Origin of the sequence: Pseudomonas sp. WMBT8, from assembly GCF_050916005.1 — a bacterium.
Lineage (GTDB): Bacteria > Pseudomonadota > Gammaproteobacteria > Pseudomonadales > Pseudomonadaceae > Aquipseudomonas.
The window spans coordinates 1967920-1988829 of sequence record NZ_CP188096.1 but is presented as its reverse complement, the minus strand read 5'-3'; the positions used below and the strand labels follow the sequence as shown (position 1 = coordinate 1988829).

Sequence of the window (20910 nt, the reverse complement as noted above, 5' to 3'; positions counted from 1 at the left end):
ACTCAATTCTTTATTTAAGATACAAAACCGGCCCCTCAGGGCCGGTAGTTACTCAGTTGTTGTACAGATCGATGATCGCGCTGACCGCCTGGGTCTTGATCTTGGAGGAGTCGTTACGCGCCTGCTCGATCTTGTTCAGGTAAGCCTCGTCGACGTCACCGGTCACGTACTTGCCATCGAAAACCGCGCAATCGAAATGCTCGATCTTGATCTTGCCGCCGCCAACCGCTTCGATCAAGTCAGGAAGATCCTGATAGATCAGCCAATCAGCGCCGATCAGGTCAGCCACATCCTGGGTCGAACGATTGTGCGCAATCAACTCGTGGGCGCTCGGCATGTCGATGCCGTACACGTTCGGGTACCGCACCGCAGGCGCAGCGGAACAGAAGTACACGTTCTTCGCCCCGGCTTCACGGGCCATCTGGATGATCTGCTTGCACGTGGTACCCCGCACGATGGAGTCATCCACCAGCATCACGTTCTTGCCGCGGAACTCCAGCTCGATGGCGTTGAGCTTCTGGCGTACCGACTTCTTGCGAGCCGCCTGGCCCGGCATGATGAAGGTGCGGCCGATGTAGCGGTTCTTGACGAAACCTTCGCGGAACTTGACGCCCAGGCGAGTGGCCAGCTCCAGCGCGGCGGTACGGCTGGTGTCCGGGATCGGGATAACCACGTCAATGTCGTGCTCCGGACGCTCGCGCAGGATCTTCTCGGCGAGCTTCTCACCCATGCGCAGGCGCGCCTTGTACACCGAGACACCGTCGATGATCGAATCCGGACGCGCCAGGTAGACGTGCTCGAAGATGCATGGGGTGAGTTTCGGGCTGATCGCGCACTGACGGGTATGCAGCTTGCCATCTTCGGTGATGTACACCGCTTCGCCCGGCGCCAGGTCACGCACCAGGGTGAAACCCAGCACATCCAGGGACACGCTTTCGGAGGCGATCATGTACTCGACGCCTTCGTCGGTATGGCGCTGGCCGAACACGATCGGGCGGATGCCGTGGGGGTCGCGGAAACCGACGATCCCGTAGCCGGTGATCATTGCCACGACCGCGTAGCCACCCACGCAGCGGTTGTGCACGTCAGTCACGGCGGCGAACACGTCTTCTTCGGTCGGCTGCAACTTGCCGCGCTGGGCCAGTTCGTGGGCGAACACGTTGAGCAGCACTTCCGAGTCGGAATTGGTGTTGACGTGGCGCAGGTCAGATTCGTAAATCTCCTTGGCCAGTTGCTCAACGTTGGTCAGGTTGCCGTTGTGCGCCAGGGTGATGCCATAGGGCGAGTTGACGTAAAACGGTTGAGCTTCGGCCGAAGTCGAGCTACCGGCAGTCGGGTAACGCACATGGCCAATACCCATGTGCCCGACCAGGCGCTGCATGTGACGCTGATGGAACACGTCACGTACCAGGCCATTGTCCTTGCGCAGGAATAACCGGCCGTCGTGGCTGGTCACAATACCGGCAGCGTCCTGGCCGCGGTGCTGGAGGACGGTTAGCGCGTCATACAGCGCCTGATTGACGTTCGACTTACCGACGATACCGACGATGCCACACATGCGACGCAACCCCTACTTAATGAATCTTGACTGAACACTACTTACTGCGGCGTGTTGCCCGGCAAGAGGTGCTCCTTGAACGGAAGATCAGCGGGTACGCTGATTCCGCTGGCCAGCCACTGACTGCTCCACCCCAATATGAGGTTCTTGGACCAGTCTGCAACTAATAGAAATTTTGGCACGAGACTCGACTCCTGCCACCACGAATCCTGCTGTACCGGGCCCAGGCTCAACAGCCCGACCGCAATGACCACCAGCAGCGCGCCACGCGCGGCACCGAAGGCCATGCCGAGAAATCGATCGGTCCCGGAGAGGCCGGTGACACGTATCAATTCGCCGATAAGATAATTGACCATTGCTCCCACCAGCAGCGTGGCGATGAACATGATGGCGCAGCCCGCGATGACACGAGCCGAAGGTGTTTCGATATAACCGGCCAGGTAAACGGCCAGGGATCCGCCGAACATCCAGGCGACGACTCCTGCAACGATCCAGGTCAGCAGCGATAATGCTTCTTTGACGAAGCCGCGGCTTAGACTGATCAATGCGGAGATGGCGATGATGGCTACGATCGCCCAATCAACCCAGGTAAATGGCACAGTGCAGCCTACAGACGGATAAGGCGGCGCATTTTAGCAGAGCGCCGGGCTATCGGTAAGCGGTGTTTGGTGGTCCATTGCAAATCAATGGGTTGTGGCAAGCTACGACCATCTCAAGACAGGCACAAACCAATGTGGGAGCGGGCTTGCCCGCGATAGCGGTGTGCCAGCCAACTGTAATATCGACTGGTGCACCGTCATCGCGGGCAAGCCCGCTCCCACACTGAGACCGCATTGGCAGAATCAGCCGCGCTCTGGCTGGAAGCGCACCACAAAACCTTTCAGGTTCTGCTGGCGACCCAACAGGTCACGCAGGCGGTCCGCCTCGGCGCGCTCGATCAGCGGCCCGACAAATACCCGGTTCTTGCCATCGGCAGTCCGGATATACGCGTTATAACCCTGGCTGCGCAGGGTTTTCTGCAAGGCTTCGGCACTTTCGCGATTGGACAGGCTGGCGAGTTGCACCGACCAACTGATCGGCAAGCCATTCGGATCAATACGACTTTGCCCCACATCAGGCTTGCCCGGGGCTGCCGGCTGCGGCGCCACTGGCTTCGGGGCCGGAGCAGGTGTAGCAGGCTTGGCCGCCACCACCGGTGCAGGAGCAGGCTTTACCACCGGCACACTCGGCTGGATCGGCGCCGAAGGTGCTTGCTGTTCGGCAATTTCCGTATCAGTCGGCACCGGCTCTTCCTCGGGCAACGCCTGCGGCTCAGGCACCACCACTGGCTCGACCTGGACCTGCGGCATCACCGGGGCCTGGGGCGCAGCCGGGGCCTCAACCGTGACCTGGCGCTGCTCGTCCTGGCGAGAAAACAGCATCGGCAGGAAAATCACCGCCAACGCCACCAATACCAGGGCTCCGACCATTCGCTGCTTGTATGCGCTATCCAGTAATGCCATGTGCAGCTTCCTCCGTGGAGCGCCGGGCCAACCACTCAAGCGCCTCGGCAACACAATAAAATGATCCGAACAACAGAATCTCGTCCTCGGCCGTTGCCACCGCGCATTGAGCCTCCAATGCAGCGGTTACGCTTGCATGGGACGTCACCGTCGCGCCAAGGTTCTGCAGCACCGCCTGCACATCATCGGCCGTACGGGTGCGCGGCGTATCCAGCGGGGCGACTGCCCAGGACTGCACACTGCTCAGCAAAGGCGCGACCACACCGTCCAGATCCTTGTCCGCCAGCAGGCCGAACACCGCCAGGCGCCGACCCGCTGGCACCTGGCCGGCCAAACGGCGTGCCAGGTACTGTGCAGCATGCGGGTTGTGCCCAACATCCAGCAATAGGTTCAAGCGCTTGCCTTGCCATTCGAACGAACGACGATCCAGGCGCCCGACCACCTGCGTACGTTGCAAGGTATCGGCGATCTGCGCGCCATTCCACGGCAGATCCAGCAACAGGTAGGCCTGCAGCGCGAGTGCCGCGTTTTCCATGGGCAGGTTCAGCAGCGGCAGGCCGTGCAACTCGACGCCCTGGCCCCGCGTATCGACACCGCGCCACGACCATTGGTCACCAGACACCTCCAGGGCAAAATCACGGCCCCGCAGGAAAAACGGGCAATCCAGCTCGCGCACCTTGTCCAGCAAGGTATGCGGCGGGTCCAGGTCACCACACAAAGCCGGCTTGCCCTGACGGAAGATCCCGGCTTTTTCATAGGCCACGGATTCGCGGGTATCGCCCAGGTAATCGGCATGGTCCACACCAATACTGGTGACCAACGCCAGGTCGGCATCCACCACATTGACGGTATCCAGGCGACCACCGAGGCCGACTTCCAGCACCACCGCATCCAGCTGTTCACGCTCGAACAGCCAGAACGCGGCCAGGGTGCCCATCTCGAAATAGGTCAGGGAAATTTCGCCACGCCCGGCATCCAGCGCCGCAAAGGCTTCGCACAACTGCTCGTCAGTGGCTTCGACGCCGTTGAGTTGCACGCGCTCGTTGTAGCGCAGCAGGTGTGGCGAGCTGTAGACGCCAACCTTCAAGCCCTGGGCCTGCAGCAACGCCGCGACAAAGGCGCAGGTAGAGCCTTTGCCATTGGTGCCTGTGACCGTGATCACCCGTGGCGCAGGCCGACCCAACCCAAGGCGGGCCGCTACCTGTTGCGAGCGCTCCAGACCCATGTCGATGGCTGACGGATGCAACTGCTCAAGGTAGGCGAGCCATTCGCCCAGGGTTCGTTGGGTCATAGGTTTGCAGGCACCGGCGGCACAACGATGGGTTCGACCTTGGGCGCGACGTACACCGGTGTCGGCAAGCCCATCATCTGTGCCAGCAGGCTGCCCAGACGCGGACGCAGTTCGGAACGGGCGATGATCATGTCGATGGCGCCGTGTTCCAGCAGGAACTCGCTACGCTGGAAGCCTTCGGGCAGCTTTTCACGCACGGTCTGCTCGATCACGCGTGGGCCGGCAAAACCGATCAGCGCCTTGGGCTCGCCGACGATTACGTCGCCCAGCATCGCCAGGCTGGCGGAAACGCCGCCGTAGACCGGATCGGTCAGCACCGAGATGAACGGGATGCCCTCTTCACGCAGACGCGCCAGCACCGCAGAGGTCTTGGCCATCTGCATCAGCGAGATCAGCGCTTCCTGCATCCGTGCACCACCGGAGGCGGCGAAGCAGATCATCGGGCAACGGTTTTCCAGGGCGTAGTTGGCGGCGCGTACAAAGCGCTCACCGACAATGGCGCCCATGGAGCCACCCATGAAGGAAAACTCAAACGCCGACACCACTACGGGCATGCCCAGCAGCTTGCCACTGACGGAAATCAGCGCGTCTTTCTCGCCGGTCTGCTTTTGCGCAGCGGTCAGGCGGTCCTTGTACTTCTTGCCGTCGCGAAACTTGAGGCGGTCCACCGGCTCCAGGTCAGCGCCCAGCTCGGCACGGCCATCGGCGTCGAGGAAGATGTCGATACGGGCGCGGGCGCCGATACGCATGTGGTGGTTGCACTTGGGGCAAACGTCCAGGGTCTTTTCCAGCTCCGGGCGGTACAACACCGCGTCGCAGGATGGGCACTTGTGCCATAGACCTTCAGGAACCGAGCTTTTCTTCACCTCGGAACGCATGATCGAGGGGATCAGTTTGTCTACTAACCAGTTGCTCATGCTTTCTTTCTCCAGTACCGGTGGCTTGAACACAGCCCCGCGTATGCCCTTGAGCTAAATTCATTGATGTGGCGATAACAATCACAGGACGGGGTCAGACGTTCGACCAGCCATTTCCTGCACCTGCCCTCAGCCTTCCAGACAACCCGCCAGTGCGTGGCTGCCACTTCATTGGCGCCGCCCGAGGGCAACGCCGGCCTGTTTTACACAGTGGTAGTTACTGACGGCGGCAGACTGCCAGCCGTCACATCGCGCCACTGCTGCTGCGCACTGCCTGCATGAATGCGTGAATCTTGCCAGGATCCTTGATGCCCTTGGCCTGCTCCACCCCGCCGCTGACGTCGACGGCATACGGGCGAACCTGGGCAATGGCCTGCGCCACATTGCCAGCGTTCAAACCGCCCGCCAGGATGATCGGCTTGCTCAAGCCCTGGGGAATCAGCGCCCAATCGAAAGCCTCGCCTGTACCACCGGGAATGCCCTCGACATAGGCATCGAGCAATATCCCACTGGCCCCGGCGTAGGCGGCGCAACTGGCGGCGATATCGTCACCGGCCTTGACCCGCAACGCCTTGATATACGGGCGATGGTAGCCGGCGCAGTCCTCCGGGGTTTCGTCGCCATGGAACTGCAACAGGTCCAGCGGCACGGCATCCAGGGTTTCATTGAGCTCGCAGGCGCTGGCGTTGACGAACAGCCCCACCGTGGTCACGAACGGCGGCAAGCCGGCAATGATCGCCCGGGCCTGCTGCACCGACACCGCGCGCGGGCTCTTGGCATAAAACACAAAACCAATAGCGTCAGCCCCCGCCTCGACTGCCGACAGCGCGTCTTCCATGCGGGTAATCCCGCAAATCTTGCTGCGAACGCCTGACATATCGTCAAAACCTCAGGGGGCTGTCCAGGAAAGTCCCGGATGGTAACAAATGCTTTTCCGGGCGTCAGCCGCCAAGTTCAGTGAAACCTGTGAGGAAGTGTGGCCCGATGAAACGCTGCGGCAGCTCGAACTCATCTCGGTACTCCACATCCACCAGATACAGGCCGAACGGGTGCGCCGTCACCCCGCCGGTCCGCCGCACCCGGCTCTCCAGCACTTCCCTGGCCCACTCCACCGGGCGCTCGCCAGTACCAATGGTCATCAGCACCCCGGCGATATTGCGCACCATATGGTGCAGGAACGCCCCGGCGCGGATATCCAGGACAATCATCTTGCCGTGACGTGTCACCCGCAGGTGGTGGACTTCCTTGATCGGCGACTTCGCCTGGCACTGCCCGGCGCGAAAGGCACTGAAGTCGTGGATCCCCACCAGATGCTGGGCCGCCTCGGCCATGCGCTCGGCGTCCAGCGGGCGGTGGTTCCAGGTGATTTCTTCGTTCAAGTGCGCCGGACGGATCTGATCGTTGTAGATCACATAGCGGTAACGCCGGGCAATGGCCTTGAACCGCGCATGGAAGTGCGCCGGCATGACTTTGGCCCAACTGACGCTGACATCGTGGGGCAGATTGATATTGGCGCCCATGACCCACGCCTTCATCGAACGCTCGGCCTGGGTGTCAAAATGCACCACTTGCCCGCAGGCATGCACGCCCGCGTCGGTGCGCCCTGCGCACATCAATGAAACCGGCGAGTCGGCGACCTTCGACAGGGCCTTCTCCAGGGTTTCCTGCACAGTCGGCACGCCAGAGGCCTGGCGCTGCCAGCCGCGATAGCGCGAACCTTTGTATTCCACGCCCAGGGCGATTCTGAAAAAGCCGGCGGCCGCCATTTCGGCGGCCGCGTTATCTATATTTGCCAAGAGCTGAGAGCCTGATAGTTGCGCAAAGGCGGCCATTATAAAGTGCCGGGCCTGGTCCTGGGGCATTTTGTGGAAGCTGGCTGGCCTGCGATAGCCTCGCCTCGATTCTACCGAAGGACCGAGTCGCCTCTATCGCGGCCAAGCCCGGCTCCCACCTTTAAATGCAAAACGGCGACCCGAAGGCCGCCGCTGCGTTAATTGCCAGTAATCACGCCAGGCGGCTAAGCATTTCCTTGGCTTCGCTGCGTTGGCCGTCGTCGCCTTCGGTGAGGACTTCGGCCAGGATGTCACGTGCACCGCCCTCATCGCCCATGTCGATATAGGCCTGGGCCAGGTCGAGCTTGGTGGCGACTTCGTCGGTGCCCGACAGGAAGTCGAACTCCGGCTCATCGTCGCCCTTGGCGGCATCTTCAGCGGTGAAGCTCGGCTCGATCGACGGGCTTTCCAGGCTCTGGGACAGGCGCTCCAGCTCGGCGTTGACATCGTCAAGCTCGGAGGTGAACGCATCGGGCTTGTCCGATGGCGCAGGTTCGTCGGCCAGGGACAGGTCGAAGTCTTCCGGCAGGTCAAAATCTTCCAGCGCGGCGGGTGTCAGGGTCGGCGGCTCTACCGGTGGCAGGTCCTTCATCTCTTCTTCCAGGCCCGAGAGGAAGTCGTCGTCGGACTGGGAAGCCGGTGCATCCAGTTGCAAGTCGAGATCAAAGTCAGACAAGTCGTCGTCGCTGGCCTTGGCTTCGGTCTGCTGCTGCAAGACCGAGTCGAAGCTCAGGTCATCGACCTCGGGGGCGACCACCGCCGGCGACGCCGCCTCCAGGTCGTCCAGGCTCAGGTCGAAGTCGGTGTCGAACGCATCGGTTTGAGGTGTGGCGGCAGGCGCCGGTTCTTCCTGGAGCAGATCCTTGACGTACTGCGCATCCAGCGCGGCAGCGGCGACTGCAGCACTCACGCCCGCAGCCAGCACGGCCATGGCCGGGTAGCGATTTTTCAACAGTTCGACCTGGGCGTGGTTCTCGCCATTGGCGACCAGTTGGCGCTCCTGGGTCACGAAACCATCCTTGTCGCCCTGCTGGCCGTAGACCTCCAGGAGTTTGAGGCGCAGATCGCTGCGCTTGGGCTCCAGCTTGATCGCTTCTTCCAGCACCGCAGCGGCCTGGTTCAAGTGACCACGGTCCAGATGGGACTGGGCCTGGGCCAGGGCATCAGCGGAACCGGGCTCGATGATGGGCTTGCTCGGCGGCGCCATGCTGGTCGCAACTGCAGCTACAGGCGCCACGGCAACCGGAGCTGGAGCTGGAGCTGGAGCTGGAGCTGGAGCTGGAGCCAGCTTGACGTTTGCCGCCGGGACTTCAAGGCCTTCGAAGCTATCGAGCGACAAGTCTTGTTCAAGTTTTGCGGAAAATTCTGGCTCTTCTGCCAGCGCCCGCGCCATGCGCAGGTGTTTTTCCTCTTCCAGGCGCGCATTGCGATGACGTGCCCACAGCAGCAGGAGCAACAGCACCAAGAGGCCGGCAGCGCCGCCGATCACCCCGAGAACAATGGGGTTGGTCAGCAGGTCATTGAATTTGCCTTCGGTGCTGGACTCGGGCGCAGACTCAGCCGGGCTTTGCACGGGCGCAACCACCGGCGTTTCGGCCGCCGGAGCAGGCGCAGTCGGCGCCGCAGCCAGTTCGGCAGGTATTACCGCCGGCTGCGCCGGGGCACCGCCTTCGGCCTGCAATTTGGCCAATTGGTTGTTCTTCAGTTCGATCAGCCGCTTCAGCTTGTCCAACTGACTTTGCAGGTCAGACATGCGGCTTTTGAGTTCTTCGTTTTCGCGGCGGGTCGAATCCAGGCTTTCCTGGGTCACGGCCAACTTGTTGTTCAGGGCCTTGCTGTCACCTGCGGCGCCTTTGACGCCGGCCTTGGCGGCCTCGGCCGAGACCAGGCTCAGGTTGTCCTTGGCGGCCGTTTGCGACGGCGCTGCGCCAGCCTGGGCGCGCTTGGTGGCGTCCAGCTGCTGACGCCCCGCTGCTTGATTAGCGGCACCGCGACGCCCCTGGCGCCAGGCCGCATTCTGCGCGGTCACTTCGGCAATCGCCTGGGGTTGCGGCAGGCTGGTGCTTTGCACCGGATCCGGCAGGCGCAATACCTGGCCGGTCTTCATGCGGTTGATATTGCCGTCGACAAAGGCGTCCGGGTTCAGCGCCTGGATCGCCAGCATGGTTTGCTGGATCGAGCCGCCATTGCGGTTTTTCGCGGCGATTTCCCACAGGGTGTCGCGAGAAGTCGTGGTGTGTTCAGCCGCCTTGGTCACGCTGGCAGCAGCCGGTGTGGCAAGGCGCGGCGCTGGGGCAATGACCTCTGGAGCCTTTTGCTCGAACTTGGCCGGGTCCAGCAAGACGCTGTAGTCCCGCATCAACCGGCCATTGGGCCATTGCACCTGCAACAAGAAGCGTACGTAGGAGTCGGGCAACGGCTTGCTGGAGGTGACGCGCACCACACTGCGGCCACTGGGGTTGAGCACCGGGGTAAAGGTCAGCTCATCGAGGAACGCCTGGCGATCGACACCCGCATCCACAAAGGCCTGGGAAGACGCGAGGCTGGGCACGATATCGGAGGCGCTGAGCCCGCCCACATCGAGCAGCTCGATCTCCACCGACAACGGCTGGTTCAACTTCGACTTGAGGGTCATCTCCCCAAGTTGCAGCGCTTGCGCCATACCGGAGGACAGCGCCGAGACGGCCGCTATTGCTAACACCAGTTTGCGAACTTGAACCATAGCCTCATCCTTTGTTTGAACACTCCTCGGCCCGCGAGAAGGTTGGGTACCGCTGCCATTCGGCATGGCGAGCCGATAGGTCACCGACGCGCAACTTTTCCTGCATGGGGCCAAGCATAGCGCTTGGCTAGAATCAATCTACAAATTGCCGCCAAGTATCTTTTACACAAGGTGTTTTATCAACAACTGTGCCAGTTGCACCGCGTTAAGCGCCGCGCCTTTGCGTACGTTATCTGACGTCAGCCACAAGTTTAGTTCCGCCGGGTCATCAATACCGGCCCGCACCCGACCCACGTAGACCACGTCCTGACCGACCGCATCCCCAACAGCGGTGGGGTAATCGCCCTCTTCCACCAGTTCGATGCCTGGCGCCGCCTCCAACACGCGATTGACGGCGCCAAGGTCCACGGCCCCCGCCAGTTGCAGGGACACGCTCAGGCTATCGCCAAAAAACACCGGAGCTTGAACGCAGGTTGCGGAAATCTTCAGTAAAGGTAATTCAAGCAGGCTACGCAGTTCGTGGACCAGGCGTTTTTCCAGAGCGGTGTGGCCCTGCGCATCCGGCGTGCCGACCTGGGCCAGCAGGTTGAAGGCCATCTGCCGATCAAAGAACTTGGGCTCCAGGGGCCGCACATTCAGTAGCTCGGCGGTTTGCCGGGCCAGTTCACTGACGGCTTCACGGCCCTGGGCAGACACGGCCAGGTTGGCGGTGACGCTCACGCGCTGGATGTCCAACAGGCCGCGCAACGGTGCGAGCACCACCGCCAGGTGGGTGGCGCAAGGGCTTGGGCTGCCCACCTGGAACGGCTTTTTCAAGCCGTCCAGTACCTGGGCATTGGCTTCCGGCACCACTTGGGGCGCCTGTTCGGCCGGCAGGGCGCCGGACAGGTCGATCAATGAGCAACCGGCTGCCGTGGCGCGCGGCGCGAAACTCAGGGTGACCGCCGGGCCTGCGGCGAAGAAGGCCAGTTGCACCTTGCTGAAATCGAACTCATCGACTTCCCGTACCCGCACGTTTTTGCCGCGAAACGGCACCGACGCGCCGGCCGACTCGCTGCTGGCCAGCAGGTGCAGGGCGCCTACCGGGAACTCAAGTTCTTCGAGGATCTGCACCAGGGTTTCGCCCACCGTGCCGGTGGCGCCGATCACGGCGATATCAAAGGTCTGGGTCATGGAGGCTGCCTCGGGCATTGCGGGGGGAGCGGCACTTTACCGGGTGGTGGGGGGTGAGGCAATTGGCCTGGGGTTTGTGGTGTGGCGCGGGCCGTCATCGCGGGCAAGTCCGCTCCTACATTTGGATTTGTGAACACATTCAAGTGTGGGAGCGGGCTTGCCCGCGATGAGGGCCTAAGGCGCAATAAAAAACCCGCGCCTGTCACCAGAACGCGGGTTTCTTCAACACCACTAAGCGATCAACGCTCCAGCAGAATCCGCAACATCCGACGCAGCGGCTCGGCCGCGCCCCACAGCAATTGGTCACCTACAGTGAAGGCGCCCAGGTACTGGGTGCCCATGTTCAGCTTGCGCAGACGGCCCACCGGTACATTCAGGGTGCCGGTGACCTTGGTCGGGCTCAGCTCCTGCATGCTGATATCACGGCTGTTGGGCACCAGCTTGACCCATGGGTTGTGCTGGCTGATCAGCCCTTCGATATCGGCGATCGGCACGTCTTTATTGAGCTTGATGGTCAGCGCCTGGCTGTGGCAACGCATGGCGCCGATCCGCACGCAAATACCGTCCACCGGGATCGGGTTCTTGAAGCGCCCAAGGATCTTGTTGGTCTCGGCCTGGGCTTTCCACTCTTCGCGGCTCTGGCCGTTCGGCAGTTCCTTGTCGATCCACGGGATCAGGCTGCCGGCCAAGGGCACGCCGAAGTTCTCGGTCGGGTAGGCTTCGCTGCGCATGGCCTCGGCCACACGGCGGTCGATATCGAGGATCGCACTGGCCGGGTCGGCCAGTTGATCGGCGACGGCCGCGTGGGTCGCGCCCATCTGCTTGATCAGCTCGCGCATGTTCTGCGCGCCGGCACCGGAGGCCGCCTGGTAGGTCATGGCACTCATCCACTCCACCAGCCCGGCTTCGAACAGGCCACCCAGGCCCATCAGCATCAGGCTGACGGTGCAGTTGCCGCCGACATAGTTCTTGGTGCCGGCATCAAGTTGCTGGTCGATGACCTTGCGGTTGACCGGGTCGAGGATGATCACCGCGTCGTCCTGCATACGCAGGCTGGACGCTGCATCGATCCAGTAGCCCTGCCAGCCGGCTTCGCGCAGCTTGGGGAAGACTTCACTGGTGTAGTCGCCGCCCTGGCAGGTCAGAATGACGTCGAGGGTCTTGAGCTCTTCAATGTTGTAGGCGTCCTTGAGCGGGGCGATATCCTTGCCCACGGACGGCCCTTGGCCACCGACATTCGAAGTGGTGAAAAACACCGGCTCAATAAGATCGAAATCCTGCTCTTCCAGCATCCGCTGCATGAGCACGGAACCGACCATACCGCGCCAACCGATCAGACCTACACGTTTCATCGCAACTACACCTTGTTAAAAAGTGGGCCGCCTTGCAGCAACAACTGCAAGCGGGCCCGAGAGATTACAGATTCCGCAGCGCGGCGACTACTGCGTCGCCCATTTCCTGCGTCCCGACCTTGGTGCAACCCTGCGACCAGATGTCGCCGGTACGCATGCCCTGGTCCAGCACCAGGCTCACCGCTTGCTCGATGGCATCCGCCGCTTCGCTGAGGTTGAAGCTGTAGCGCAGCATCATCGACACCGACAAAATGGTCGCCAGCGGGTTGGCAATGCCCTGGCCCGCGATGTCTGGCGCCGAACCGTGGCATGGCTCGTACATGCCCTTATTGTTGGTGTCCAGGGACGCCGACGGCAGCATGCCGATGGAACCGGTGAGCATCGAGGCCTGGTCGGACAGGATGTCGCCGAACAGGTTGTCGGTGACGATCACGTCGAACTGCTTGGGCGCACGCACCAACTGCATGGCGGCGTTGTCGACGTACATGTGGCTGAGTTCGACGTCCGGATAGTCCTTGGCCACTTCTTCGACGATCTCGCGCCACAGCTGGCTGGAGGCCAGGACGTTGGCCTTGTCTACCGAGCAGACCTTCTTGCCGCGCACCCGGGCCATGTCGAAACCGACACGGGCGATACGGCGGATTTCACTCTCGCTGTACGGCAGGGTGTCGTAGGCCTGGCGCTCGCCATTTTCCAGCTCGCGCACGCCCCGTGGCGAGCCAAAGTAGATACCGCCGGTCAGCTCACGCACGATCAGGATATCCAGGCCCGCCACCACTTCCGGCTTGAGGCTCGACGCGTCGGCCAGTTGCGGGTAGAGGATTGCCGGGCGCAGGTTGCCGAACAGGCCCAGTTGCGCACGGATTTTCAGCAGGCCGCGCTCCGGACGGATGTCACGTTCGATCTTGTCCCATTTCGGCCCACCCACGGCGCCGAGCAGCACCGCGTCGGCAGCACGGGCACGGTCCAGGGTTTCGTCGGCCAGGGGCACGCCATGCTTGTCGATGGCAGCGCCGCCGATCACGTCGTGACTCAGTTCAAAGCCCAGGCTGTACTTGCTGTTGGCCAATTCCAGGACCTTGACCGCTTCGGCCATGATTTCCGGACCAATGCCGTCGCCAGGGAGAATCAGAATCTGCTTGCTCATGGGTTCCTCATTTCATCAAGCGACCCGCCCTCGGGCAGGTCGGGAAAATTATTAGCGTTCGGCCCAGACCACCAGCACGTCGGTGCTGAAGGTGCCATCGGCTTGAATCTCAAAATAATCGCGCACTTCCTGGCCCATCGCCTTTTGCAGCTCCAGGATCGCGGCGCGCAATACCTCTGGCGTGCGCATGCGCTCGACCCACGAGGTGTATTCCAGGCGCAGGCGCTGGCGCTTGCTGTTGCGTACATGCAGGCCGGCTTCGCTGAGCTGGCGCATCCACTCGCCGGCGGAGTAATCGCGCACATGGCTGGTGTCGCGCAGCACTTCGACGGTTTGCAGGTAAGTGTCCAACAGCGGGCTGCCCGGTGACAAGACATCGACAAACGCCGCTACGCCGCCCGGCTTGAGCACCCGGCGCACTTCGCGCAGGGCCTGGCCCAGGTCGCTCCAGTGATGGGCCGAGTAGCGACTGAACACGAAGTCGAACTCGCCATCGGCGAACGGCAGGCGCTCGGCGGCGCCGTGCAGGGTACGAATATTGTCCAGGCCACGCTCTGCGGCAGCGGCGGCGACCACGTCGAGCATCTGCTGCGACAGGTCGTAGGCCACCACTTCCTTGACCAGCGGTGCTACGTGGAAACTCACGTGACCGGCGCCACAGCCCAGGTCCAGCAGGCGTGCAGCGCCCTGCCCGGCCAGTTCGGCCTGCAGCAGTGCGAATTCGCTGCCCTGGGCGTGCACGGCACTGCTCAGGTAGGCCGAGGCCTGTTCGCCGAATTGTTTTTGCACGACTTGGGTGTGGGCGGTGTTGGTCATGGTGGCTTTCCTCAGGTTTTGGGGTGGCTGTACGGGCGCTATCGCAGGCAAGCCAGCTCCCACAGTTGGAATGCATTCCAGTGTGGGAGTCGGGCTTGCCCGCGATGGGGCCCGCACGGTTACCGCAAATCAGGCATCACGAAACAACCAAGGCTGGCTGGCCCGGTGCTTGGCTTCAAACGCGGCAATTGCCTCGCCGTCCTGCAAGGTCAGGCCGATGTCGTCCAGGCCGTTGATCAGGCAGTGTTTACGGAAGGCATCCACTTCAAAGTGGTACACCTTGCCATCCGGACGGGTCACGGTCTGTGCAGCCAGGTCGACGGTCAACTGGTAGCCCACGTTGGCTTCCACTTGCCCGAACAACTCGTCCACTTCGGCATCGCTCAGGATGATCGGCAACAAGCCATTCTTGAAGCTGTTGTTGAAGAAGATGTCGGCGTAGCTCGGCGCGATGATGCTGCGAAAACCATATTCTTCCAGGGCCCACGGCGCGTGTTCGCGGCTGGAGCCGCAACCGAAGTTTTCCCGGGCCAGCAACACGCTAGCGCCCTGGTAGCGCTCGGCGTTGAGTACGAAATCCTTGTTCAACGGGCGCTTGGAGTTGTCCTGGTAGGCGTAGCCCACGTCCAGGTAGCGCCACTCATCGAACAGATTGGGGCCAAAGCCGGTGCGCTTGATCGACTTCAAGAACTGCTTGGGGATGATCTGGTCAGTGTCCACGTTGGCACGGTCCAACGGCGCGACCAGACCTGTGTGTTGGGTAAAAGCTCTCATCGGGTATTCCTCAGATCAATTCGCGAACGTCGATGAAACGACCGTTGACGGCAGCCGCAGCGGCCATGGCCGGGCTGACCAGGTGAGTACGACCACCGGCGCCCTGACGCCCTTCGAAGTTACGGTTGGAGGTGGACGCGCAATGCTCGCCGGACTCCAAACGGTCCGGGTTCATCGCCAGGCACATCGAGCAGCCCGGCTCGCGCCATTCAAAGCCGGCTTCGAGGAAGATTTTGTCCAGGCCTTCGGCTTCCGCCTGGGCCTTCACCAGGCCCGAACCTGGCACCACAATGGCCTGCTTGATGGTCGAGGCCACCTTGCGGCCCTTGGCGATCACCGCCGCGGCGCGCAGGTCTTCGATCCGCGAGTTGGTGCAGGAACCGATAAACACACGGTCCAACTGGATGTCGGTGATCGCCTGGTTGGCTTTCAAGCCCATGTACTTCAAGGCGCGCTCGATGGAGCCGCGCTTGACCAGGTCGGCTTCCTTGGCCGGGTCCGGCACGTTCTGGTCAACGGCCAGGACCATTTCCGGCGAGGTGCCCCAGCTGACTTGCGGCTTGATCTGGGCCGCGTCGAGTTCAACCACCGTATCGAACACCGCATCCTTGTCGGACACCAGGTCTTTCCAGGCTTCTACGGCGGCATCCCAATCGGCGCCCGCCGGTGCAAACGGACGACCCTTGACGTATTCGACGGTTTTTTCATCCGCCGCGACCATGCCCACGCGGGCACCGGCTTCAATGGACATGTTGCAGATGGTCATGCGGCCTTCGATGGACAGGTCGCGAATGGCGCTGCCGGCGAATTCGATGGCATGGCCGTTGCCGCCAGCGGTGCCGATCTTGCCGATCACCGCGAGCACGATGTCCTTGGCGGTGACACCAAAGGGCAAGGTGCCTTCGACCAGCACCAGCATGTTCTTCATTTTTTTAGCAACCAGGCACTGGGTGGCGAACACATGTTCCACCTCGGAAGTGCCAATACCGTGGGCCAGGGCGCCGAACGCGCCGTGGGTCGAGGTATGGGAGTCGCCGCAGACCACGGTCATGCCCGGCAAGGTCGCGCCCTGCTCCGGGCCGATTACGTGGACGATGCCCTGGCGCACGTCATTCATCTTGAATTCGGTGATGCCGTACTCGTCGCAATAGTCGTCGAGGGTCTGGACCTGCAAACGCGAGACCTGGTCGGCAATGGCTTCGATACCGCCCTTGCGCTCCGGGGTGGTCGGCACGTTGTGGTCCGGGGTGGCGATGATCGAGTCGACGCGCCATGGCTTGCGCCCGGCCAGTCGCAGGCCTTCGAACGCTTGGGGCGAGGTCACTTCGTGGATGATGTGACGGTCGATGTAGATCAGCGACGAGCCATCATCGCGCCGTTTCACTTCATGGGAATCCCAGAGTTTGTCGTAAAGCGTTTTGCCGGCCATCAGTCGGTCCTCATCAGCGTCTTTCTATGCCCTGGGCGTTGAACGATTCAATAACCCTTTGGCTTGTGAGGCTGATGCTATGGCGTTACATTAAATAACTCAAATTCATATTTTTCATGCTTTGGATAACCAACTGGAATACGACCATGGACCTGGCCAACCTCAATGCTTTTATTGCCATCGCCGAAACCGGCAGCTTCTCCGGGGCCGGGGAACGCCTGCACTTGACGCAACCGGCAATCAGCAAGCGCATCGCCGGCCTTGAGCAACAACTGAAGGTGCGCCTGTTTGATCGACTGGGCCGGGAAGTGGGCCTGACAGAGGCCGGGCGTGCCCTGCTGCCCCGCGCCTATCAGATCCTCAATGTGCTGGATGACACTCGCCGCGCCTTGACGAACCTGACTGGCGAAGTCAGCGGACGCCTGACCCTGGCGACCAGCCATCACATCGGCCTGCACCGCCTGCCCCCGGTGTTGCGCACGTTCACCCGGGAATACCCGAACGTGGCACTGGATATTCAGTTCCTGGATTCGGAAGTCGCCTACGAGGAAATCCTCCATGGCCGTGCCGAAGTGGCCGTCATCACCCTGGCCCCGGAGCCCCACAGCCTGGTGCGAGCCACCCCGGTGTGGGACGACCCCCTGGATTTCGTGGTGGCGCCCGAACATAGCCTGGCCAGCAACGCCAGCATCAGCCTGGCCGACATTGCCCGGCACCCGGCGGTATTCCCCGGCGGCAACACCTTTACCCACCATATCGTGCACCGGCTGTTCGAGGCCCAGGGCCTGACGCCGAACATCGCCATGAGCACCAACTACCTGGAAACCATCAAGATGATGGTCTCCATCGGCCTGGCCTGGAGCGTGTTGCCGCGCACCATGCTCGATGATCAAGTGGCCAGTATCGCTTTACCGGGCATACAGCTCAGTCGCCAGCTAGGCTATATCGTGCACACCGAAAGGACGCTGTCGAACGCTGCGCGGGCTTTCATGAGCCTATTGGATGCACAGGTCGATCCGGCTGGGATGCCGGCATGAGGCCGTGCGGCCTGTAGACCCTGCTCCCGCGCCGAATGCCCATAGAGCCAAGGCCCCTTGATAATGCCCAACCCTGTCGATCCCGTGCCGCCGCTGCCGCGCATTCACGCCCTGGACCCCCAGCAGGCGGAACAAAGCTGGGAAAACGCCCCGCAACTGCTGGCGGCGCTCAATGCCGCACGGCTTGGCGCCTGGAGCTGGGATATCGACAGCGGGCGGATCAGTTGGTCGCGCGGCACCCAGGCGCTATTCGGCTTCGACCCCCGGCAGCCATTGCCCAAGGACCTGGACTACCTCGACCTGCTGGCCGCCGAGGACCGCGGCCGCGTGATCCGGGCGTTTCACGCGGTCCTGGCCGGCGCACCCTTCGAACAAGCCATGCATCACCGCATCCAGTGGCCGGACGGCAGCCTGCACTGGCTGGAAATCAATGGCAGCCTGCTGCCGGATGCGTCCGGGCGCCGGCGCATGATCGGGGTGATCCGCGAAACCACCCAGCAGCGCGAACGCGAACATGCCCTGGGCCACTCCGAAAAACGCTTCGCCACGCTGTTCCACCTGTGCCCGAACATGGTCCTGCTGACCCGCCAGGAAGATGGTCTGATCAGCGAAGCCAACCAGTATTTTGAAAGCCTGTTCGGCTGGCCGGTGGCCGATGCCATTGGCCGCACCACCCTCGACCTGGGGCTGTGGGTCCACCCGGAGCAACGGGCCCTGTTGGTCAGGGCGACCCAGCGCAAGGGCGAGCCCATCACCATGGAGGTGCAATTTCGCGCCAGCAACGGGCAAATCCATGACGGCACCCTCAGCGCACAAAAGGTCGAGCTCGAGGACCAGGCCTACCTGATCAGCACCTTCCTCGACACCACCGAACGCAAGAACGCCGAGCAGGCCCTCAAGGACAGCCAGGAACGCCTGGACCTGGCCCTGGACTCGGCCCAGTTGGGCACCTGGGACTGGCATATCCCCAGCGGCATGCTCTACGGCTCGGCGCGGGCCGCGCAGTTGCACGGCCTGGATCCGCACCCGTTCCATGAGTCGTTCGACGCGTTTTTTGAAGGCATGCCCGATGAAGAGCGCGCCAGCATGCGCGATGCCTATCGCACCTTGCGTGAGGGGCCGGCGGGCAACTACCAACTGACCTACCGCGTGCAACTGGAAGACGGCAGCTCGCGCTACCTGGAAAGCCGCGCCCGCCTCTACCGTGACGCGCAGGGCACGCCGGTGCGCATGGCCGGCACCTTGCTGGATATCACCGACCAGGTGGAACGCGAACAGCGCCTGAGTGCGTCTGAAGAGAAATTCGCCAGCCTGTTCCTCGCCAGCCCCGACCCGATCTGCGTCACACGCCTGGCCAGCGGCGAGTTCATCGAAATCAACCCCAGTTTCAGCCAGACCTTTGGCTGGGCCGCCGCCGAAGTCATCAACCACACCGCCGAGCAGATCGGCCTGTGGGATCAGCCAACCCAGCGCCTGCAGCGCATCGAGCAGGTGATCCGCGAGCAGGCGCTGAACAACGTGGCGATCATCGTCCACCACAAGAACGGCCAGCGCCTGACCTGCATGATTTCCAGCCGGCTGATCAAGGTCGGCAACCAGCCCTGTGTGGTCACCACCCTGCGCGATATCACCCAGCAACAGCGCTCGGAGGCGGCGCTCAAGGCCAGTGAGGAGAAATTCGCCAAGGCCTTCCATTCCAGCCCCGATGCGGTGTCCATTACCGAGCGCGACACCGGGCGCTATGTGGAGGTCAATGACGGCTTCTGCCGCCTGACCGGCTACCGCGCCGAAGAAGCCATTGGCCTGACCCTGTACCAGATCGGCATCTGGGCCGATGAAAACCAGCGCGCCGCGCTGTTGGCCGAATTGCAGATCAAGGGCCGCATCCACCACCTGGACATGCTCTGGCACAACAAACGTGGCGAGTTGCTGGCGGTAGAAGTGTCGGTCGAGCCGATTACCCTCAATGAAACCCCGTGCCTGCTGCTGACCGCACGGGATGTCAGCCTGCTCAAGAGCGCGCAGGCGCAGATCCGCCACCTGGCCTATCACGACCCGCTGACCAACCTGCCCAATCGCGCCTTGCTGATGGACCGCCTGAGCCAACAGATCGCCCTGCTTAAACGCCACAACCTGCGGGGTGCGCTGCTGTTTCTGGACCTGGATCACTTCAAGCATATCAACGATTCCCTCGGCCACCCGGTGGGCGACACCGTGCTGAAAATCGTCACTGCGCGCCTGGAGGCCAGCGTGCGCATGGAGGACACCGTAGCGCGCCTGGGAGGGGACGAATTCGTGGTGCTGCTCAGCGGGCTGGAAGGTACTCGGTTAGAGGTCAGCAAGCAGGTGCAGTTGCTGTCCGACACCCTGCGCGAACTGTTGTCCGAGCCGATGTTTCTCGATGGCCAGCGCTTGCAGGTCACCCCCAGCATCGGCGTGGCGCTGATTCCCGACCACGGCTCGACCCCAGCCGACCTGCTCAAGCGCGCCGATATTGCCCTGTACCGGGCCAAGGATTCGGGGCGCAATACCACGCAGATGTTCCATAACAGCATGCAACGCACCGCCAGCGAGCGCCTGCGCATGGAGACAGACCTGCGCCTGGCGTTGTCGCGGGGCGAGTTCAGTGTGCATTACCAACCCCAGGTCGATGCCCGGGGCAATCGCATTGTCGGCGCCGAGGCCCTGGTGCGCTGGCAGCATCCGCAGTTGGGTGCGCAATCGCCGACGGAGTTCATCAAGGTTCTGGAAGACAGCGGGCTGATTCTCGAGGTGGGCACCTGGATCCTCGACGAAGCCTGTGGTGCCTTTGCCCGGCTGATCGCCGAAGGCCTGGTGGAGCCGGACGGCTTCAGCCTGTGCGTGAATATCAGCCCTCGACAGTTTCGCCAGAACGATTTTGTCGAACGGGTAGAGCGCAGCCTCAAGCAGCATCAACTGCCGTTCACCTTGCTGAAACTGGAAATCACCGAAGGCATCGTGATCCAGAACCTGGACGACACCATCGGCAAAATGCGCCGCCTGAAAAAACTCGGGGTCAGCTTCGCCATGGACGATTTCGGCACCGGTTATTCGTCATTGACCTACCTCAAGCGCCTGCCGGTCGATGCCTTGAAGATCGATCAATCGTTTGTGAGGGACGCCACCCACGACCCGAACGACGCCGAGATCATCCGCGCGATCGTGGCCATGGCGCGCAGCCTGAACCTGGAGGTGATTGCCGAAGGCGTAGAAACGCCCGAGCAACTGGCGTTCCTGCAGGGGCTGGGTTGCCATCTGTATCAGGGTTATTTGCACAGCCGGCCGTTACCCCTGGATGCATTTATAGAGCTGTTACGGCCAGGCGCCGGGACCTGAAGA

The 20910-nt window shown here is 62.3% G+C and carries 16 protein-coding genes; 2 read left to right on the top strand and 14 right to left on the bottom strand.

What is annotated here, in order from left to right:
- Window positions 1–52: 52 nt before the first annotated feature.
- The 14 genes from purF to leuC all read right to left on the bottom strand — a co-directional run bounded on the left by purF (window position 53) and on the right by leuC (window position 16513).
- Complete coding sequence (gene purF / locus ACO77H_RS08995) at window positions 53–1558, bottom strand: amidophosphoribosyltransferase (protein ID WP_432755304.1); 1506 nt, start codon at window positions 1556–1558, stop codon at window positions 53–55.
- A gap of 41 nt (window positions 1559–1599) precedes the next feature.
- Complete coding sequence (locus ACO77H_RS08990; protein WP_169953471.1) at window positions 1600–2157, bottom strand: CvpA family protein; 558 nt, start codon at window positions 2155–2157, stop codon at window positions 1600–1602.
- Between the two features lie 243 nt (window positions 2158–2400).
- Window positions 2401–3060 (bottom strand): SPOR domain-containing protein, encoded by a 660-nt coding sequence (locus ACO77H_RS08985; protein ID WP_170043451.1) that lies wholly within the window; start codon window positions 3058–3060, stop codon window positions 2401–2403.
- A complete protein-coding gene (gene folC, locus ACO77H_RS08980; RefSeq protein ID WP_170057808.1) occupies window positions 3044–4351 on the bottom strand; it encodes a bifunctional tetrahydrofolate synthase/dihydrofolate synthase in 1308 nt (435 codons plus the stop codon). Before folC ends, ACO77H_RS08985 begins: the two co-directional genes overlap by 17 nt.
- Window positions 4348–5268, bottom strand: coding sequence for an acetyl-CoA carboxylase, carboxyltransferase subunit beta (accD, locus tag ACO77H_RS08975; protein ID WP_172313046.1), 921 nt, complete (start codon window positions 5266–5268; stop codon window positions 4348–4350). The genes folC and accD overlap by 4 nt, the downstream gene beginning before the upstream one ends.
- A 244-nt stretch (window positions 5269–5512) precedes the next feature.
- Window positions 5513–6145, bottom strand: coding sequence for a phosphoribosylanthranilate isomerase (locus ACO77H_RS08970; protein WP_170043449.1), 633 nt, complete (start codon window positions 6143–6145; stop codon window positions 5513–5515).
- Between the two features lie 64 nt (window positions 6146–6209).
- On the bottom strand, window positions 6210–7034 hold the full coding sequence (gene truA, locus ACO77H_RS08965) for a tRNA pseudouridine(38-40) synthase TruA (RefSeq protein ID WP_169953538.1): 825 nt from the start codon (window positions 7032–7034) through the stop codon (window positions 6210–6212).
- A 238-nt stretch (window positions 7035–7272) separates the two neighbouring features.
- On the bottom strand, window positions 7273–9822 hold the full coding sequence (locus ACO77H_RS08960) for a FimV/HubP family polar landmark protein (RefSeq protein ID WP_432755303.1): 2550 nt from the start codon (window positions 9820–9822) through the stop codon (window positions 7273–7275).
- A 162-nt stretch (window positions 9823–9984) separates the two neighbouring features.
- On the bottom strand, window positions 9985–10995 hold the full coding sequence (locus tag ACO77H_RS08955) for an aspartate-semialdehyde dehydrogenase (RefSeq protein WP_169953461.1): 1011 nt from the start codon (window positions 10993–10995) through the stop codon (window positions 9985–9987).
- Window positions 10996–11234: 239 nt separating this feature from the next.
- Window positions 11235–12347, bottom strand: coding sequence for an aspartate-semialdehyde dehydrogenase (gene asd, locus ACO77H_RS08950; protein WP_169953460.1), 1113 nt, complete (start codon window positions 12345–12347; stop codon window positions 11235–11237).
- 64 nt (window positions 12348–12411) lie between these two features.
- Window positions 12412–13494, bottom strand: coding sequence for a 3-isopropylmalate dehydrogenase (gene leuB, locus ACO77H_RS08945; protein WP_432755302.1), 1083 nt, complete (start codon window positions 13492–13494; stop codon window positions 12412–12414).
- Between the two features lie 51 nt (window positions 13495–13545).
- The gene (locus tag ACO77H_RS08940) at window positions 13546–14310 is read right to left on the bottom strand and encodes a class I SAM-dependent methyltransferase (RefSeq protein ID WP_432755301.1); all 765 of its coding nucleotides are present in this window, start codon (window positions 14308–14310) and stop codon (window positions 13546–13548) included.
- Between the two features lie 129 nt (window positions 14311–14439).
- Window positions 14440–15084, bottom strand: a complete 645-nt coding sequence (gene leuD, locus ACO77H_RS08935; RefSeq protein ID WP_169953454.1) for a 3-isopropylmalate dehydratase small subunit — start codon at window positions 15082–15084, stop codon at window positions 14440–14442.
- A 10-nt stretch (window positions 15085–15094) separates the two neighbouring features.
- Window positions 15095–16513: a 3-isopropylmalate dehydratase large subunit gene (gene leuC, locus ACO77H_RS08930; RefSeq protein WP_169953452.1), complete on the bottom strand. Its 1419-nt coding sequence runs from the start codon at window positions 16511–16513 to the stop codon at window positions 15095–15097.
- A 146-nt stretch (window positions 16514–16659) separates the two neighbouring features.
- Here leuC and ACO77H_RS08925 point away from each other — a divergent pair, with 146 nt between their 5' ends.
- Window positions 16660–17550 carry a LysR family transcriptional regulator gene (locus tag ACO77H_RS08925; RefSeq protein ID WP_169953450.1) on the top strand — a complete coding sequence of 297 codons (891 nt, stop codon included), beginning with the start codon at window positions 16660–16662 and terminating at the stop codon, window positions 17548–17550.
- A gap of 63 nt (window positions 17551–17613) precedes the next feature.
- A complete protein-coding gene (locus tag ACO77H_RS08920; RefSeq protein ID WP_432755300.1) occupies window positions 17614–20907 on the top strand; it encodes an EAL domain-containing protein in 3294 nt (1097 codons plus the stop codon).
- Window positions 20908–20910: the final 3 nt, after the last annotated feature.

What these genes read in the sequence shown, in the direction of transcription:
- purF (WP_432755304.1), bottom strand. Translation starts at nt 1,558, where the DNA reads ATGTGTGGCATCGTCGGTATCGTCGGTAAGTCGAACGTCAATCAGGCG.
- ACO77H_RS08985 (WP_170043451.1), bottom strand. Translation starts at nt 3,060, where the DNA reads ATGGCATTACTGGATAGCGCATACAAGCAGCGAATGGTCGGAGCCCTG.
- folC (WP_170057808.1), bottom strand. Translation starts at nt 4,351, where the DNA reads ATGACCCAACGAACCCTGGGCGAATGGCTCGCCTACCTTGAGCAGTTG.
- accD (WP_172313046.1), bottom strand. Translation starts at nt 5,268, where the DNA reads ATGAGCAACTGGTTAGTAGACAAACTGATCCCCTCGATCATGCGTTCC.
- ACO77H_RS08970 (WP_170043449.1), bottom strand. Translation starts at nt 6,145, where the DNA reads ATGTCAGGCGTTCGCAGCAAGATTTGCGGGATTACCCGCATGGAAGAC.
- truA (WP_169953538.1), bottom strand. Translation starts at nt 7,034, where the DNA reads ATGGCGGCCGCCGGCTTTTTCAGAATCGCCCTGGGCGTGGAATACAAA.
- ACO77H_RS08960 (WP_432755303.1), bottom strand. Translation starts at nt 9,822, where the DNA reads ATGGTTCAAGTTCGCAAACTGGTGTTAGCAATAGCGGCCGTCTCGGCG.
- ACO77H_RS08955 (WP_169953461.1), bottom strand. Translation starts at nt 10,995, where the DNA reads ATGACCCAGACCTTTGATATCGCCGTGATCGGCGCCACCGGCACGGTG.
- asd (WP_169953460.1), bottom strand. Translation starts at nt 12,347, where the DNA reads ATGAAACGTGTAGGTCTGATCGGTTGGCGCGGTATGGTCGGTTCCGTG.
- leuB (WP_432755302.1), bottom strand. Translation starts at nt 13,494, where the DNA reads ATGAGCAAGCAGATTCTGATTCTCCCTGGCGACGGCATTGGTCCGGAA.
- ACO77H_RS08940 (WP_432755301.1), bottom strand. Translation starts at nt 14,310, where the DNA reads ATGACCAACACCGCCCACACCCAAGTCGTGCAAAAACAATTCGGCGAA.
- leuD (WP_169953454.1), bottom strand. Translation starts at nt 15,084, where the DNA reads ATGAGAGCTTTTACCCAACACACAGGTCTGGTCGCGCCGTTGGACCGT.
- leuC (WP_169953452.1), bottom strand. Translation starts at nt 16,513, where the DNA reads ATGGCCGGCAAAACGCTTTACGACAAACTCTGGGATTCCCATGAAGTG.
- ACO77H_RS08925 (WP_169953450.1), top strand. Translation starts at nt 16,660, where the DNA reads ATGGACCTGGCCAACCTCAATGCTTTTATTGCCATCGCCGAAACCGGC.
- ACO77H_RS08920 (WP_432755300.1), top strand. Translation starts at nt 17,614, where the DNA reads ATGCCCAACCCTGTCGATCCCGTGCCGCCGCTGCCGCGCATTCACGCC.